Origin of the sequence: Microbacterium sp. Nx66 (genome assembly GCF_904066215.1) — a bacterium.
GTDB classification, from domain to species: domain Bacteria; phylum Actinomycetota; class Actinomycetes; order Actinomycetales; family Microbacteriaceae; genus Microbacterium; species Microbacterium meiriae.
This window is the reverse complement of the sequence record NZ_LR880474.1, coordinates 1,637,999-1,653,809: the sequence shown is the minus strand read 5'-3', so window position 1 is coordinate 1,653,809 and position 15,811 is coordinate 1,637,999. Positions and strand designations below refer to the sequence as shown.

The 15,811-nt window shown below is 70.6% G+C and carries 10 protein-coding genes; 5 read left to right on the top strand and 5 right to left on the bottom strand.

The window, feature by feature from the left end; all coding sequences use genetic code 11:
• Positions 1–8 precede the first annotated feature (8 nt).
• Entirely contained in the window at positions 9–488 is a 480-nt protein-coding gene (locus tag MICNX66_RS07785; RefSeq protein WP_187664012.1) for a GNAT family N-acetyltransferase, read from the top strand.
• A gap of 3 nt (positions 489–491) precedes the next feature.
• On the opposite strand, the gene ligA is transcribed toward MICNX66_RS07785, so the two are convergent.
• From ligA to MICNX66_RS07770, 3 genes are read right to left on the bottom strand one after another with little or no spacing between them, the layout of a single operon-like run.
• The gene (gene ligA, locus MICNX66_RS07780) at positions 492–2,807 is read right to left on the bottom strand and encodes an NAD-dependent DNA ligase LigA (protein ID WP_187664011.1); all 2,316 of its coding nucleotides are present in this window, start codon (positions 2,805–2,807) and stop codon (positions 492–494) included.
• Positions 2,808–2,845: 38 nt separating this feature from the next.
• A complete protein-coding gene (mnmA, locus tag MICNX66_RS07775) occupies positions 2,846–3,943 on the bottom strand; it encodes a tRNA 2-thiouridine(34) synthase MnmA (protein WP_187664010.1) in 1,098 nt (365 codons plus the stop codon).
• A 9-nt stretch (positions 3,944–3,952) separates the two neighbouring features.
• Entirely contained in the window at positions 3,953–5,128 is a 1,176-nt protein-coding gene (locus MICNX66_RS07770) for a cysteine desulfurase family protein (RefSeq protein WP_187664009.1), read from the bottom strand.
• 101 nt (positions 5,129–5,229) lie between these two features.
• On the opposite strand from MICNX66_RS07770, the gene glgX reads away from it, so the two are divergent.
• From glgX to glgB, 3 genes are all read left to right on the top strand, one after another.
• Positions 5,230–7,302 (top strand): glycogen debranching protein GlgX, encoded by a 2,073-nt coding sequence (gene glgX, locus MICNX66_RS07765; RefSeq protein WP_187664008.1) that lies wholly within the window; start codon positions 5,230–5,232, stop codon positions 7,300–7,302.
• Between the two features lie 64 nt (positions 7,303–7,366).
• Positions 7,367–9,436 (top strand): alpha-1,4-glucan--maltose-1-phosphate maltosyltransferase, encoded by a 2,070-nt coding sequence (locus MICNX66_RS07760; protein WP_187664007.1) that lies wholly within the window; start codon positions 7,367–7,369, stop codon positions 9,434–9,436.
• The gene (glgB, locus tag MICNX66_RS07755; RefSeq protein ID WP_187664006.1) at positions 9,433–11,634 is read left to right on the top strand and encodes a 1,4-alpha-glucan branching protein GlgB; all 2,202 of its coding nucleotides are present in this window, start codon (positions 9,433–9,435) and stop codon (positions 11,632–11,634) included. Before MICNX66_RS07760 ends, glgB begins: the two co-directional genes overlap by 4 nt.
• 54 nt (positions 11,635–11,688) lie before the next feature.
• Here the strand turns inward: glgB and MICNX66_RS07750 are convergent, their stop codons facing one another.
• A complete protein-coding gene (locus tag MICNX66_RS07750; RefSeq protein ID WP_396654931.1) occupies positions 11,689–12,615 on the bottom strand; it encodes a tetratricopeptide repeat protein in 927 nt (308 codons plus the stop codon).
• Positions 12,616–12,620: 5 nt separating this feature from the next.
• Positions 12,621–14,564 carry a glycosyl transferase gene (locus MICNX66_RS07745; protein ID WP_187664004.1) on the bottom strand — a complete coding sequence of 648 codons (1,944 nt, stop codon included), beginning with the start codon at positions 14,562–14,564 and terminating at the stop codon, positions 12,621–12,623.
• A 178-nt stretch (positions 14,565–14,742) separates the two neighbouring features.
• On the opposite strand from MICNX66_RS07745, the gene MICNX66_RS07740 reads away from it, so the two are divergent.
• On the top strand, positions 14,743–15,804 hold the full coding sequence (locus MICNX66_RS07740; RefSeq protein WP_060922797.1) for an AI-2E family transporter: 1,062 nt from the start codon (positions 14,743–14,745) through the stop codon (positions 15,802–15,804).
• Positions 15,805–15,811 lie beyond the last annotated feature (7 nt).

Below are 15,811 nucleotides of genomic sequence, written 5' to 3'. Positions count from 1 at the left end.
GACCGACGATGCGCATCGACCGCGCCGGCAGGGAGGATCTCCCCGCGCTCGCCCAGCTCAAGTGGCAGGACGTGCCGAGGGACTTGACGGCCGGTCGATCGCTCGACACGTACACCGCGGAACTCGGCGACTGGTGGCAGGCGCACGCCCGCACCCACGTCGCCTTCGTCGCGCGCGCCGAGGAGGATGACCGTATCGTCGGTGCCGCCTGGGTCGCCCTCGTGCCGCGTGTGCCGCGGCCCGGGGCGGTCGATCGCATCTCCGCGGACATCCAGAGCGTCTTCGTCCTCCCGGAGCATCGAGGGCGCGGAGCGGGCCGCGGCCTCGTCGCCGCCGCCTGCGCGCACGCCGTGTCCGTCGGTGCCGAGCGGATCACCGTGCATTCGAGCGAGGCCGCCGTGGGTCTCTACCAGAAGCTGGGATTCGCGGACTCACCGCGGCTGCGACAGTTCCTCGCGCCCACCACGGCGGCCCCGGAGAGCGCCTGAGCCTCACTCCAGCGCCGCAGGGCCCTCCGTGACCAGCACGTGGAACTGCGCGGCGTCGAGGATGCGGACGCCGAGCTCCTCCGCCTTCGCGAGCTTGGAGCCGGCGCCGGGACCCGCGGCCACGAAGTCGGTCTTCTTGGAGACGCTCGAGGCCGCCTTGCCGCCGGCCTTGATGATCGCCTCCTGCGCGCCCTCACGGGTGTAGCCGTCGAGAGATCCCGTCGCGACCACCGTGAGGCCTTCCAGCACTCCCCCGGCGGCGACAGCTGCTCCCGGCCCGGGGTGGCCCGGCGTCGCCCACTGCACGCCCGCATCCGTCCACTGCCGGACGATGTCCTGGTGCCAGTCGACGTCGAACCACGCGAGCAAGGAGTCGGCGATGATGCCGCCCACGCCCTCGACCGCGGCGAGCTCTTCCCGCGATGCCTCCCGGATCGCGTCGAGCGACCCGAACCACTGCGCGAGCGCCCGCGCCGCGACCGGTCCGACGTGGCGGATGTTGAGGGCGACGAGCAGCCGCCAGAGGTCTTTGGTCTTCGCCTTCTCCAGCTCCGCGAGCAGTGTCAGCGCCTGCGAGGACGGCTGCGGACCTTCCAGACCCGACTTCTTCTCGGCGGCGGTCGGGTTCCGTCGGAACGGCGCGCGCGTCTTCACGAGGCCGTCCTCGTCCTCGCGCGGCAGACCCGTCTCCGCATCACGTACGACGACCTCGATCGGCACGAGCTGCTCCAGCGTGAGGGCGAACAGCCCCGCCTCCGTGCTCAGAGGGGGCTCGGCCGGAGTCGTGGGCTGGGTCAGGGCCGCCGCGGTGACCTCGCCCAGGGCCTCGACATCGAGGGCGCCGCGGGAACCGATGTGCTCGACGCGTCCGCGCACCTGCGCAGGGCACGACCGCGCGTTCGGGCAGCGGAGGTCGATGTCGCCCTCCTTCATGGCGCGCAACGGCGTGCCGCACTCGGGGCAGTCGGCCGGCATGACGAACTCCCGCTCCGTCCCGTCCCGCTTCTCGACCACGGGGCCGAGCACCTCGGGGATCACGTCGCCCGCCTTCCGGAGCACCACGGTGTCGCCGATGAGCACGCCCTTGGCCTTGACCACGTCCTTGTTGTGGAGCGTGGCCTGACGGACCACGGATCCGGCGACGTGAGCCGGTGCCATGACCGCGAAGGGAGTGGCGCGACCGGTGCGCCCGACGGAGACGACGATGTCGAGGAGCTTCGTCTGCACCTCCTCCGGCGGGTACTTGTAGGCGATCGCCCAGCGGGGGGCCCGGCTCGTGGCCCCGAGCTCGTCGTGCAGGTCGAGCTCGTCGACCTTGACCACGATGCCGTCCAGTTCGTGCTCGATGTCGTGCCGATGCTCCCCGTAGTGCTCGACGAAGGCGACGACGTCGTCGATGCTGCGGCACACCTTGGTGTGCGGGCTCGTCGGCAGCCCCCAGGCGGCCAGCAGCTCGTAGACCTGGCTCTGCGCCGCGACCGGCGGGTTCGTCCAGGCGCCGATGCCGTGCACGTAGAGCGCGAGCGACTCGATGCGCAGCAGGCCCGCTTCGAGCTCCAGGCCGTCCTTCTTGTCGATCTGCTGACGCAGGCCGCCGCTGGCGGCGTTGCGGGGATTGGCGAAGGCCGGGAAGCGCCGCGCCGCCGCGGTGCGCGCCTTCTCCTCATCGAACGGCCTCTTCGCGCCGCCCCTGGCCTCCCACCGCGCGAGGGCGTCGGCATACGCGCGGTCGCGGAAAGCCGCCTGCGCCGCGTTCAGGCGCTCGAACGCGGCGACGGGGATGAAGACCTCTCCGCGGACCTCGACGATCGGCGGGTGTCCCTCCCCGGCGAGCCGCTCCGGGATCTCGGGGAGCCGGAGCGCGTTCTCGGTGACGATCTCGCCGACCCGCCCGTCGCCGCGGGTCGCGGCCGACGTCAGGACGCCGTGCTCGTATCGCAGATTGATCGCGAGCCCGTCGATCTTGAGTTCGGTCAGCCAATCGACGTCGCGCCCTGCGGCCGCTCGCGTCTTCTGCGCCCACTCCCGCAGCTCCTCGATCGAGAAGACGTTGTCGAGGCTGAGCATGCGCTCGGCGTGCTCGATGGTCGCGAGCCCTGTCGCCTCTGCCGCGCCGACCATCTGCGTCGGCGAGTCCTGACCCTGGAGCTCGGGGTGCAGACGCTCGAGCTCTTCGAGACGCCGCATCCAGCCGTCGTACGTCGCGTCGTCGACGAGCGACGTATCGCGCCCGTAGTACGCCTCCTTCGCCGCGAGGATGCGGGTGGTCAGCTCCTCCGCCTCGCTGCGGGCGTCTTCCAGTGAGATGTTCTCCGGCACCCCGCCAGTCTAGGAGCGGGGACCGACATCCACCCGGATCAGACGCCGACCGGAACGGCGGAGACGGTCGTATCGATCGTGAACTGCCCGAGCACACGTGTGCCGACGTAGAGCACGGCGGTCTGTCCCGGGGCGACGCCGTCGAGCGGAGTCTGCGGCACCACCCGGACGCCCTCCGCGGTCACGGTGGCCGTGGCGGGCACCGGCTCGGCGTGCGCGCGGATCTGCACATCGCACGCGAACGTCGACGCGGCAGGTGCGGCGCCGGCCCAGCTGAAACGCTCCCCCGCGATCTCGGCGATCGCCAGGGCCTCCTTGGGGCCGACGACCACCGTGTTCGACACGGGGCGCACCTCGAGGACGAAGCGGGGCTTGCCGTCCGCCGCCGGGACACCGAGCTTGAGCCCGCGCCGCTGGCCGACGGTGAACGCGTGCGCGCCCTCGTGCGCGCCGACGACCGCGCCCGTGCGATCGACGATCTCGCCGGTGGCCGTGCCGACCTTCTCGGCCAGCCACCCCCGGGTGTCGCCGTCGGGGATGAAGCAGATGTCGTGACTGTCCGGCTTCTGGGCCACGCTGAGACCGCGCTGCTCCGCCTCCGCCCGCACGAGGGCCTTCGACGGCGTGGTCCCGAGCGGGAAATAGGTGTGCGCGAGCTGGTCGGCCGTCAGGACACCGAGCACGTAGGACTGGTCCTTCGCGTTGTCCGAGGCCCGGTGCAGCTCGAGACCCTCAGGACCATCCACCAGGGTCGCGTAGTGTCCGGTGCAGACGGCGTCGAAGCCGAGCTCCAGGGCGCGCTCCAGCAGGGCCGCGAACTTGATCTTCTCGTTGCACCGCATGCACGGGTTCGGAGTACGACCGGCGCGGTACTCCGCGACGAAGTCGTCGATCACGTCATCCCGGAAACGCTCGGAGAAGTCCCACACGTAGAAGGGGATGCCCAGGAGGTCGGCGGCCCGGCGGGCGTCCAGCGCGTCCTCGATCGTGCAGCAGCCTCGACTGCCGGTGCGCAGGGTCCCCCCGGCGCGGGAGAGCGCCAGGTGCACGCCCACCACATCGTGCCCCGCCTCGACGGCCCTGGCGGCCGCGACGGCGGAGTCCACACCGCCGCTCATGGCCGCAAGGATTCGCATGGGTCCAGTCTACGAGCGCTCGGCTGCACGGGCCCCGGATGCCCGGGCATAGGCATCGCCGATCGCCCCGAGCACCGCGTCGACGTCGGCGTCCGTCGAGGTCCGGCCGAGAGAGAATCGCAGCACGCTCCTGGCGTCCGACTCGCTGCGCCCCATCGCCATCACGACGTGCGAGGGCTCGGCGACCCCCGCCTGACAGGCGGATCCCGTGGAGGCCGAGACCCCGGCCACGTCCAGCAGGAACAGCAGGCTCTCCCCCACGGCACCGGGGAAGAGCAGATGCGCGGTCCCGGGAAGACGGTGATCGGGGTCGCCCAGGAGCTCCGCCGCCGGCACCCGCGCACGGACCCCCTCGACGAGACGGTCGCGCAAGCGGCCCACCCGGACGGTCTCGGCGGCCCGCTCCCGTTCGGCGAGCTCGAGCGCGGTCGCCAGTGCCGCGGCTCCCGGCACATCCTGCGTACCCGCACGCAGACCCCGCTGCTGGCCCCCGCCCCGCAGAAGCGGGGTCAGTCGGGCGGACCGAGCGACCACCAGCGCACCGACGCCCACGGGCGCGCCGACCTTGTGACCGGCGACGCTGAGCGCCACCAGGCCCGCCCCCTCGTCCGCACCGCCCCTCAGCTCCCGGAACGACAGCGGGAGGTGCCCGAGCGCGGCGACCGCGTCGAGGTGCAGCGGCACTCCGGCATCGGCGGCGGCCGCGGTCAGAGCCGCCGCGTCGTTGACCGTCCCGGTCTCGTTGTTCGCGACGAGCGCGGTCGCGAACGCCGCACCGGGCAGGGCCGACGCGAAGCGGCTTCCGTCGATGCGCGCCTGGGCAGAGAGAGGAACAGCGCGCACCTCGGCTCCGTCGGAGACGAGGGCGGCGACCGTGTCCATCGTCGCGTGATGCTCACCGTCCGGCACGACGACCGCCGAAGAGCCCGGACGACGCGAGCGCCACAGGCCCTGGAGAGCGAGGTTGATGGACTCGGTCCCGCCGGAGGTCAGCACCACCTCGATCGGGTCGGCCCCGAGAACCGCGGCCACGCGTTCCCTGGACTCCTCCAGCACCCGGCGCGCATCCTGCCCCGCCCCGTGCGTCGACGAGGCGTTGCCGACGATGACGGACGCCTCCAGCCACGCGTCCCTGGCCTCCGGGCGCAGCGGGGTCGTCGCCGCGTGGTCGAGATAGTGCCGCATACGTCGATTCTCCCCGATCCGCGCGGCGGACGCTCCGTCTGCGCGTGAGACCGGGTGCGTCCTGTCATGAGACTGAAATGCAACACGTTTAGGGTGTATCCATGCCTTCGTCCCCCGCCTCCGTCGTGCCCGGTGGGGCGACCCTCGACGATCTCGGCGTTCGCCTGCACGACGGCGTCGGCACGATCCGGGTCTGGTCGCAGAACGCCTCGGCCGTCGAGCTCGTCGTGTTCGACGCCACGGACCTCGACTGGGTGGTCGACCAGGCAGCGCTGGAAAGGCGGCCCGGAGGGGTCTGGGAGGTCACGACGCCGTTGCTCCAGCCGGGCGTGCGGTATGCCCTCCGGGTCGAGGGACCGCACGGCCCCGGCAACACGTTCAACCCGGAGACGCTGCTCCTCGACCCGTACGCGCGTGGTCTCGCCCAGGGCCACGGCTACCAGGAGTGGCGCGGCGTGGTCATCGAGGACGGCTTCGACTGGGGCGACTCCACCAAGCCGCGGGTCCCGGCCGACCGGACCGTGATCTACGAGGGCCACCTGAAAGGGCTGACCAAGCGTCACCCCGACATCCCGCCGGCGCTGCACGGGACGTATGCAGGCCTCGCGCATCCCGCCATGATCGCGCACCTCCGCACGCTCGGGGTGACCTCGGTGGAGCTGCTCCCCGTCCACGCATTCGTCCCGGAACCCCGACTCCTCGAGCGTGGTCTGACCAACTACTGGGGCTACAACACCCTGAACTTCTTCACACCGCACGCCGCGTACGCCACCGAGGGCGCGCGCAAGGCCGGGCCCGAGGCGATCATCGCCGAGTTCAAGGGCATGGTGCGGCTGCTGCACGAAGCGGGTCTCGAGGTGATCCTCGACGTCGTGTACAACCACACATCCGAGGAGGGGATCGGCGGCCCGCGCTCCAGCCTCCGCGGCCTCGACAACGCCCGGTACTACCGGCAGGACGACGCGGGCGTCTACATCGACACCACCGGATGCGGCAACACGCTCAACACCGCCACCGAGGCCGGGGCGCGCCTCGTCGTGGACTCCCTCCGGTACTGGGCCGAGGAGATGCAGATCGACGGATTCCGTTTCGATCTGGCCACGGCGATCGCCCGCGACGGCGCGCACACCTACACCCCCGACCATCCCCTTCTGCAGGCGATCGCCGCCGACCCCGTGCTCGCGGAGACCAAGCTCATCGCGGAACCCTGGGACGTCGGTCTGGGCGGCTGGCAGACCGGGAACTTCCCCTCGGGCTGGCATGAGTGGAACGACCGTTACCGCGACCGGGTGCGCAACTTCTGGCTCAGCGACATCGACTACGCCCGGCGGGCCTCGGCACCGGTGGGGATCGGCGGTTTCGCGACACGTCTGGCCGGCTCGTCCAACACCTTCAGCGAGGATCGGGGACCGCTCGCGAGCATCAATTTCGTCACCGCGCACGATGGCTTCACACTCCACGACCTCGTGTCGTACGACGTGAAGCACAACGAGGCCAACGGCGAGCAGAACCGCGACGGCGCGGATCTGAACCGGTCCTTCAACCACGGCGTGGAGGGCCCCACCGACGATCCGATGATCCTCGCCGCCAGGCGGAAGGCGATGCGCAACCTGCTCGGCACCCTGCTGCTCTCGGCCGGCATCCCGATGCTCACCGCCGGGGATGAAGTGGGACGGACGCAGCGGGGCAACAACAACGCCTACGCGCAGGACTCTCCGTTGTCCTGGCTCTCCTGGGAGTTCGAGCCGTGGCAGGAGGACCTCCGCGCCCACGTCGCGCGCCTCCTCCGGCTCCGTGAGGAGAACCCCGCGCTGCGCCCGAGCCGGTACGCGCGCCTCGGCGAGCACATCCCGAACGCGTCGGTCATGGACTGGTACGACCAGGACGGCGCGACGATGGAGCCGGCCCAGTGGACGGACCCCGGCAACCGCACCCTGCAGTACGTCGCCGCGTCCACGCCGGACAAGGAAGCCGCGAACCGGATCCTGCTGATCGTGCACGGCACGGAGGCTCCGATCGACGTCCGGCTCCCGGAGGACATCGACGGCGCCACCCGGTTCGTCTCGCTCTGGTCGAGCGCGGATGAGCGGCCGTCGGACGCCGAGGAGACCTTCGTACCGGGCGAGGTGCTGCCGATCCCCGGCACCTCGATGCGCCTGTTCCGCGTCGAGTGATAGCACGGTTCGCCGCCCTGGTCGAGCGGTAGGTTCCCGCACGCCCGACCGGTAGATTCGGCATGTGACTGCTCGTGCTGGAACCCGGCCCACGGCTCTGCGGAGCCCCGTTCAGATCCCGACGCGCGCCGCCGACGCGGACCGCCCCGGAGCGCTGCGCACGACGCGGATCCCGCTGCTCGACGGGAGCCCCGCGGTCCCCGGTGGCTTCCCGGCCAAGGCCTTCGCCGGCGAGGTCGTGCCGTTCCGCGTGGTCGCCTTCCGGGAAGGTCACGACCTCATCGGCGTGCACGTGCGGCTGACGTCCCCGACCGGCGAGGAGAGCCTGCACCGGCTCACCGCCCTCGCGGACGGCACCGACCGCTGGGAGGCGGAGATCGCCCTCGACGCGGAGGGCGTCTGGCACTTCCACTTCGAGGCGTTCTCCGACGACTTCGCCACCTGGGCGCACGCCGCGCACGTCAAGGTCGCCGCAGGCGTCGATGTGGAGGTGATGGCCGCGCTCGGCGCGGAGCTGCTGCGGCGGGCCGCGGCGGAGAAGGATCGCCCCGCGGCACAGCGCACGCGCCTGCGCGTCCGAGCCGATGAGCTCCAGGCCGGCGACGCCACCACCACTGCGGCGATGGCCGTCGACCCCGAACTCGCAACGATCTTCCGCGACCGCCCGATCGCGACCCTCCGCTCCCTCTCCGCGGAGCAGGTCCTCCGCGTCGAGCGCACCCGTGCGGGCGTGGGCGCCTGGTACGAGTTCTTCCCACGCTCCGAAGGTGCCAGACGGCTCAAGGACGGCACGGTGCGCAGCGGCACGTTCCGCACGGCGGCGAAGCGCCTGCCCGAGGTCGCCGGGATGGGCTTCGATGTGATCTACCTCGTCCCGATCCACCCCATCGGCAGCACCAATCGCAAGGGGCGCAACAACACGCTCGTCGCCGAGGCGGGAGACCCGGGCTCGCCGTACGCGATCGGCGCCACTGAAGGAGGGCACGACGCCATCCATCCCGACCTCGGCACCCCGCAGGACTTCCGCGCGTTCGTGCGCGCCGCGCGGAAGGAGGGGCTGGAGGTCGCCCTGGATCTCGCGCTGCAGGCATCCCCCGACCACCCGTGGGTCCGCGAACACCCCGAGTGGTTCACCACCCTCCCGGACGGCAGCATCGCGTACGCGGAGAACCCGCCCAAGAAGTATCAGGACATCTATCCGCTGAACTTCGACAACGACCCGGAGGGCATCGCGGCCGAGATGCTCCGGATCGTCCGGCACTGGGTGGCCGAGGGTGTGCGGATCTTCCGCGTGGACAACCCGCACACCAAGCCGCTCCAGTTCTGGGAGTGGCTGATCGCGACGGTCAACGCGACGGATCCCGACGTCATCTTCCTCGCCGAGGCCTTCACCCGGCCCGCCGTGATGCGCGCGCTCGCCGCCGTGGGCTTCCAGCAGAGCTACAGCTACTTCACCTGGCGCAACACCAAATCCGAGCTGGAGGAGTTCCTCACCTCCATCTCCCACGAGACGGCCGACTACATGCGTCCGAACCTCTTCGTGAACACCCACGACATCCTCACCGAGTACCTCCAGTTCGGCGGACGCGCGGCGTATCGCATCCGCGCCTGCATCGCCGCGACGGCAGGGCCCGTGTACGGGGTCTACGCGGGGTACGAGCTCGTCGAGAACGTGGCTCGCCCGGGTTCCGAGGAGAACATCGACAACGAGAAGTACGAGTACAAGTTCCGCGACTGGGCGGGAGCCGAGGAACGCGGGGAGTCGCTGGCCCCGCTGCTCCGGCGGCTCAACGAGATCCGTGCGGCGCATCCCGCGCTGCGCCAGCTCCGCAACCTCGAGCTGCACTGGAGCGACGACGACGCCATCCTCGTGTTCAGCAAGCATCTCGACGCCGCCTTCACCGGTACCGGGAGACCGGACACCCTCATCGTCGTCGCGAACGTCGACCCGCACTCGGTGCGCGAGACCACCGTCCACCTCGACACCACGCGCTGGGGAGTCCCCCTGGGCGAGACCTTCGAGGTGGAGGATCTCCTGACCGGCGCTGTCTGGACCTGGAGCGATCACAACTACGTCCGGCTCGACGCCTTCGCCGAGCCCGTCCACATCCTGAAGGTGAGGGAGCGCGCATGAGCCGCATCGAGGACACCCCGAACGCCGAGTGGGAGGCCGTCGCGGCCGGTCAGCATCACGACCCGCATTCCCTGCTCGGCGCGCACCCCGCCAAGGATGCCGCCGACCGTACCGTCACCGCCATCCGCGTCCGCCGACCGCTCGCCGAGAGCGTCGAGGCCGTGTTCAGCGATGGAAGCCGACTCGCCCTGTCCCACGTCGCGCACGGCCTCTGGGAGGGCACGCACCCAGGGCCGCCGCTCCCCTACCGCATCGCGACGCGCTACCGCGGCGAGGAGGAGATCGTCTCCGGCGACCCGTACCGGCATGCACCGACACTGGGCGAACTCGACCTGCACCTCATCGCCGAGGGGCGGCACGAGCGTCTGTGGGAGGCGCTGGGGGCGCATCCCCGTACGCAGGGCGACGAACAGGGCGTGTCCTTCGCGGTCTGGGCCCCCGATGCCTCGGCCGTCCGGGTCGTGGGCGATCACAACGGCTGGAACGGCGAGAGCCACGCCATGCGCTCGCTCGGCGCCAGCGGCGTCTGGGAGATCTTCATCCCCGACCTGCCCGTCGGCACCCGCTACAAGTACCAGATCCGCACCCGGAGCGGCGCCTGGATCCTCAAGGCCGACCCGATGGCGCTGGCGGCGCAGGTGCCGCCGGAGACCGCGTCGGTCGTCACCGCCTCGTCCTACGCCTGGCAGGACGGCGCGTGGATGACCCGTCGCGCCGCCACCCATGCCGTCGCGCAGCCGCTGTCGGTGTACGAGGTGCACGTCGGCTCCTGGCGCGAGGGGCTGGGCTACCGCGAGATGGCCGATCCGCTGATCGCACACGTGCAGGAGACGGGGTTCACCCACGTCGAGTTCATGCCGCTGGCCGAGCATCCGTTCGGCGGCTCGTGGGGCTACCAGGTCAGTGGATACTACGCACCGACGAGCCGGTACGGCTCCCCCGACGACCTGCGCTACCTCATCGACCGCCTGCACCAGGCCGGCATCGGCGTCATCATGGACTGGGTCCCCGGGCACTTCCCCAAGGACGCCTTCGCGCTGGCCCGCTTCGACGGCCAGCCGCTGTACGAGCACCCCGATCCCCGCCGCGGCGAGCATCAGGACTGGGGCACACTCATCTTCGACTACGGCCGGCCCGAGGTACGCGGCTTCCTCGTCGCCAACGCCCTCTACTGGCTGGACGAGTTCCACGTCGACGGCCTGCGGGTCGACGCCGTGGCGTCGATGCTCTACCTCGACTACTCGCGCCGGGAGGGCGAGTGGGAGCCGAACATCCACGGCGGACGCGAGAACCTCGAGGCGATCCGCTTCCTCCAGGAGGTCAACGCCACCGCCTACCGGCTCCACCCCGGCATCCTGATGATCGCCGAGGAGTCCACGAGCTTCCCCGGCGTCACGGCACCGACGGATCACGCCGGCCTCGGGTTCGGTTTCAAGTGGAACATGGGCTGGATGAACGACTCGCTCCAGTACATCGGACGCGATCCGATGTACCGCGCGCACCACGAGGGCGAGATGACGTTCTCGTTCGTGTACGCGTTCGGCGAGAACTACGTCCTGCCCATCAGTCACGACGAGGTGGTGCACGGCAAGGGCAGCCTGTTGTCCAAGATGCCGGGCGACCACTGGCACAAGCTGGCGAACGTCCGTGCCTACCTCGCCTACATGTGGGGGCATCCCGGGAAGAAGCTGCTGTTCATGGGACAGGAGTTTGGTCAGCTCGCGGAGTGGTCGGAGGGTCGGGAGCTGGACTGGTGGCTCCGTGACCAGCCCTCCCACGCCCAGCTGCAGGACTTCGTCGCCGCGATGAACGGGGTGTACCGGTCGCAAGCCCCCCTCTGGGAGCGCGACAACGACGGCTCCGGGTTCACCCGCCTCGGCGCCCCGAGTTGGGACCCGTCGGTCATCGCCTTCGAACGACGGGACGCGCACGGCGGGCGCCTCGTCGTCGTCAGCAACTTCGCCGGAGTGGAACGCACCGGCTACCGTCTCGGGCTGCCCAGAGAGGGCGTGTGGCAGGAGATCCTGAACTCCGATGCCGTCGCCTACGGCGGACGGGGGTCGGGCAACCTCGGGATGGTGATCGCCGAGCCCGCGGACGCCGGCGCCCCCACGGCGTCGATCACGCTGCCCGCGCTGTCGACGCTCTGGCTCCGCCACCAGCCCGAGCCGCACGTGCCGACGGTGAACAACGGCTGACGGACGGCCGGCGACGATCGGTCTGCGCGGAGGAACGATCCCCGCGCAGGCCGATCAGAAGAGCAGCGAGGAGAGTCGGTTCCGAGCCGCGATCACGCGCGGGTCGCTGGCGCCGATGAGGCCGAAGAGCTCGACGAGACGCTCCCGGACGGGAGTGCGCTGGTCGGACGGCAGCTGAGCGAACAGGTCGAGGAGCCGGCCGAAGGCGTCGTCGACATGTCCACCGGCGAGGTCGAGGTCCGCGACGTCGAACTGGGCCTGCACGTCCAGCGGAGCCGCTGCGGCCGCGGCTCGGGCGGTCTGGAGGTCGAGCCCCTGCACACGGTCGAGCAGGCGGACCTGGCCCAGGCCGGCGATGGCGTCCTCGTCGCGCGGGTTCTCCGCGAGTGCCTTCTCATAGGCGGTGATGGCCGCACGGTAGTCGCCGCGCTCGATGGCGGCGAACGCCTCCGCGTGCAGCGGCGGCAGCTCGGGCTCGGCAGCGGCTTCGGCTTCCCCGGTCTCGGCGTCGCCGACGGGGAGCGTTCCCGAGACGCCGTTCTGCGCCGCCACCTGGAGCAGCTGCGCGAAGACCTCACGCACCTGCTGCTCCGGTACGGCGCCCGTGAACATCGGCACCGGCTGGCCGGCGATGAGGGCGACGACCATCGGGATGGACTGCGCGCGGAAGCTCTGCGCGAGCTGCGGGTTCGCATCCACGTCGACCTTCGCCAGGAGCACGCGGCCGCCGAGCTCCCGAGTGACCTTCTCGATGATCGGGCTCAGCTGCTTGCACGGCCCGCACCACTCGGCCCACAGGTCGACGACCACCGGGACGGTGCGCGACAGCTCCAGGACCTGACCGAAGTTCTCGTCGGTCGCGTCGACGACGACGTCAGCCACCGGTGCGGTCGCGGGCGCCGCTGCACCACCCGCCGGCGGGGACGGACGGTTGCGCAGGCTGGACAGATCGACGGCGCCACGCAGGGCCGCGGGAGACATCTCACTCACTTGATCACCTTCACGGACACGAGATCCTGACGGGACGCCAGGAGACGGATCGGTTCGCTCGACCCCTGGGACGGGACGGCGAAGAACAGCTGGAACTCATAGGTCGTCTGGGCGCCCTTCGCGGACTCGTTGGCCCCGGTGAGCGCCTTGGCCTCCTTGTTGTCACCGAAGCGGATGACGACATCGGAGGACGTGGGCGTGATGGTCTCGACATCGAGGACGGAGACGGCGACGATGGCGCCGCTGTCCAGCGTCGTCATCGAGACGGGCTCCGCCGTCGTCGGCTTCATGTCGAACGCGGCCTTGGAGGTCTTCGCAGCCCCGGCGTCGGCGAGTCCCTTCACCAGGCTCTGTCGGCTGTCCCTGATCGATGTGGCCAGGTTCAGCGCCAGATCGTCGAACTGCCCGTAGGAGGCGCTCTTCTCACCGTTGTCGACGACGTCGGCGAAAGCCGCGGCGACCTCGTTCGGCGGCACCGACAGGAAGGCCGAATCCGCCGGGACCAGCGAGGTCCCCAGCCAGCTGGCCGCCACCTCGGGGAACGCCGCGTCCGCCGACATCTCCGCCATGTTCGTGACCTTGTAGTTGGACCAGGGGTCCGCCTGCGTCATGGTCAGCACCACCGGCGGCACGGTGTCGTCGCCGGTGCTCTTCGAGAGCATGAGGACGGTGCGTGGCCAGCGGTCCGTCGCCTCGGGGAGGACCACCTCGACGTCGTCCGTCGGGATCGCGGCGGGCGCGGCCCGATCCGGCAGCTTCGCGCGCAGGGCGTAGTCGGTGGTCCTCGTCGTGAGAGGTGCGCCGTCGAGACGGGTGGCCGCGAGGTCCAGATCCTTCGCCTCATCGGCCTGCACCAGGGTCTCGGAGACCTCCCGGAGGATCCGCTCGGCCTGCGTCTCGGTGACCGCCGGCGGCTTCTGGTTCTCGGGGGCGATCACGGTCGGGGTCGGAGACGGCGATGCGGAGGGGGCCCCGAATTCCGGCCAGGACTCCGCCGTGCAGCCGGAGGCCAGCAGGGCGGTCAGGCCTAGGGCGGGGAGGGCGAGCAGGCGCCGACGACGCCTCGGGCGCTCAGCGCGCATCGTGCTCTTCCCGTCCTGCTCCTTCTCGTCGACGATCTCCGCGTCCTCCACGTCGTCCTTCCTCGCCGGTGTCGGCGCCTGCTCGCCGTCCGTGGCCTCCAGGGCCTCGCGCTCGGACGGCGGAAGGGCCGCCACGTCGATCGGCTGCGTCGTGGGAAGCGGCCCGGGCCCCTTCCGGCGCGGGCCGCGGCCACGGCGCTGGTGACGGATCGCGAGCACGTACAGGACCAGGCCCACGAGGAGCACCAACCCGCCTGCCGCCATGAGCGGGCCCGCCAGCGGCGTCCGCGTGTCCAGCGGCCAGGAGACCACGATGTCGTCCGGCGCGTCCTTGGTGCCGTCGTAGGCGATCAGCACGCTGGTCCCTTCCGGGAGCTGCATCTTGTCAGTGGCGAGGAAGTTCTCCTCGCTGAAGGAGTCGAGCCACAGATCGGAGCCGGCAGGGTTCCGGCCCGCGGGCGCCTCGCCGTCCTCCTCCGGCGCCGGGGTCGCGGTCGTCTCGGGCGCCGGCGTCTCGGCGGACCCCTCGTCGTCCGCTGCGGCGACATGCTCGACGACGAGCTCGTCCTCGTCCCCGACGGTCACGTGGTTGTACTCGGAGTCGGAGAGCCAGGCCTCCATGTCGGCCGTGCGCCCGTAGCTGGTGAAGATCTCCCCTTCGCCGCGGATGAGCAGCTTCTGCGCGCCGGCGTTGATCCGCAGGACGTCGCCGTCCAGGAGAACGAAGGGCGCGGGCTCCTCGATGTCGACGCGGGCCTCCTCGGACGAAGGGCCGACGAAGATGGTGCGTTGGGCGATCCCCGCACCGATCAGCACGGCAGCCAGCACGAAGGCCACCACGGCCCATACGAAACGCACGAATAGTCTCCTCACGCATCGCGGCTTCCCGCCCACGACGCCACACTCGACATTCCAGACTAGCGAACCCACCTGTGTGTTGACCACGAGGGCCCTCCCTCGTCCGTCGCCCGGCACGTCGGCGGCGCGTCGAGCCGCGGCATGGGTAGCCTTGCTGCAGCCGTACCGAGGAGTCTGCATGAAGATCCACAACCCGTTCCGCACCGCCCTCGTGGCGACACTCGGCGTGGGGCTCGGGATCGTCCTGATCAGCAGCGTCCAGACGCTGTCGACCGTGCTGCTCTACATCGGCACCGCCCTCTTCCTCAGCCTCGGCCTCGACCCTCTCGTCACCTTCCTCGAGCGTCGACGCCTGCCCCGCTGGCTCGCGGTCCTCGTGACGATCGTCGCCGTGCTGGCCGTCTTCGTCGGGATCATCCTCATCGTGCTGCCCGTGCTGGTCGACCAGATCTCGCAGCTCATCGCCCAGATCACGGCGATCGTGCAGCGCGGAACCGCCATCGAGGATCTGAGGAGCTGGATCCAGGAGACATTCCCGAACCTCCTCGTCGACGACGTCTTCGCGTATGTGGAGGACTGGCTGACGACCAATCTCGCGGAGATCGGCGGGTCTATCGGTCAGGGCGTGCTGATCGCCAGCGGCGCCGTGCTCAGCGGCGTGTTCGGCGCCTTCATCGTCCTCATCCTGACCATCTATCTCACGGCTTCGACGCCCTCGCTCAAGCGCGCGGTGTACCAGCTCGTCCCGGCGTCCAAGCGGGATCGCTTCATCGATCTGTCCGAGCAGATCACCGACTCGGTCGGCTACTACGTCATGGGCCAGGTCAGCCAGGGCGTCATCAACGGCGTCCTCAGCGCGATCTACCTGACGATCATCGACGCGCCGTTCCCCGCCGTTCTCGCGGTCGTCGCGTTCTTCTTCTCGCTCATCCCGCTGGTGGGCACCCTGACCGGCTCGACGATCATCGTCCTCGTCTGCCTCATCCCGGGCCTCGGCTCCCCCGGCACGGCTCTCGCGGCGGCGATCTACTACCTGATCTACATGCAGATCGAGGCGTACGTCATCTCGCCGCGCATCATGAGCCGCGCCGTCTCCGTGCCCGGCGCCGTCGTCGTGGTGGCAGCCCTCGCGGGAGGAAGCCTGCTGGGCCTGCTCGGGGCGCTCATCGCGATCCCCGTGGCGGCCAGCATCCTGATCCTCTACCGGCAGGTGCTCATCCCGCGCATGAACGAGCGGTGACCGGGGC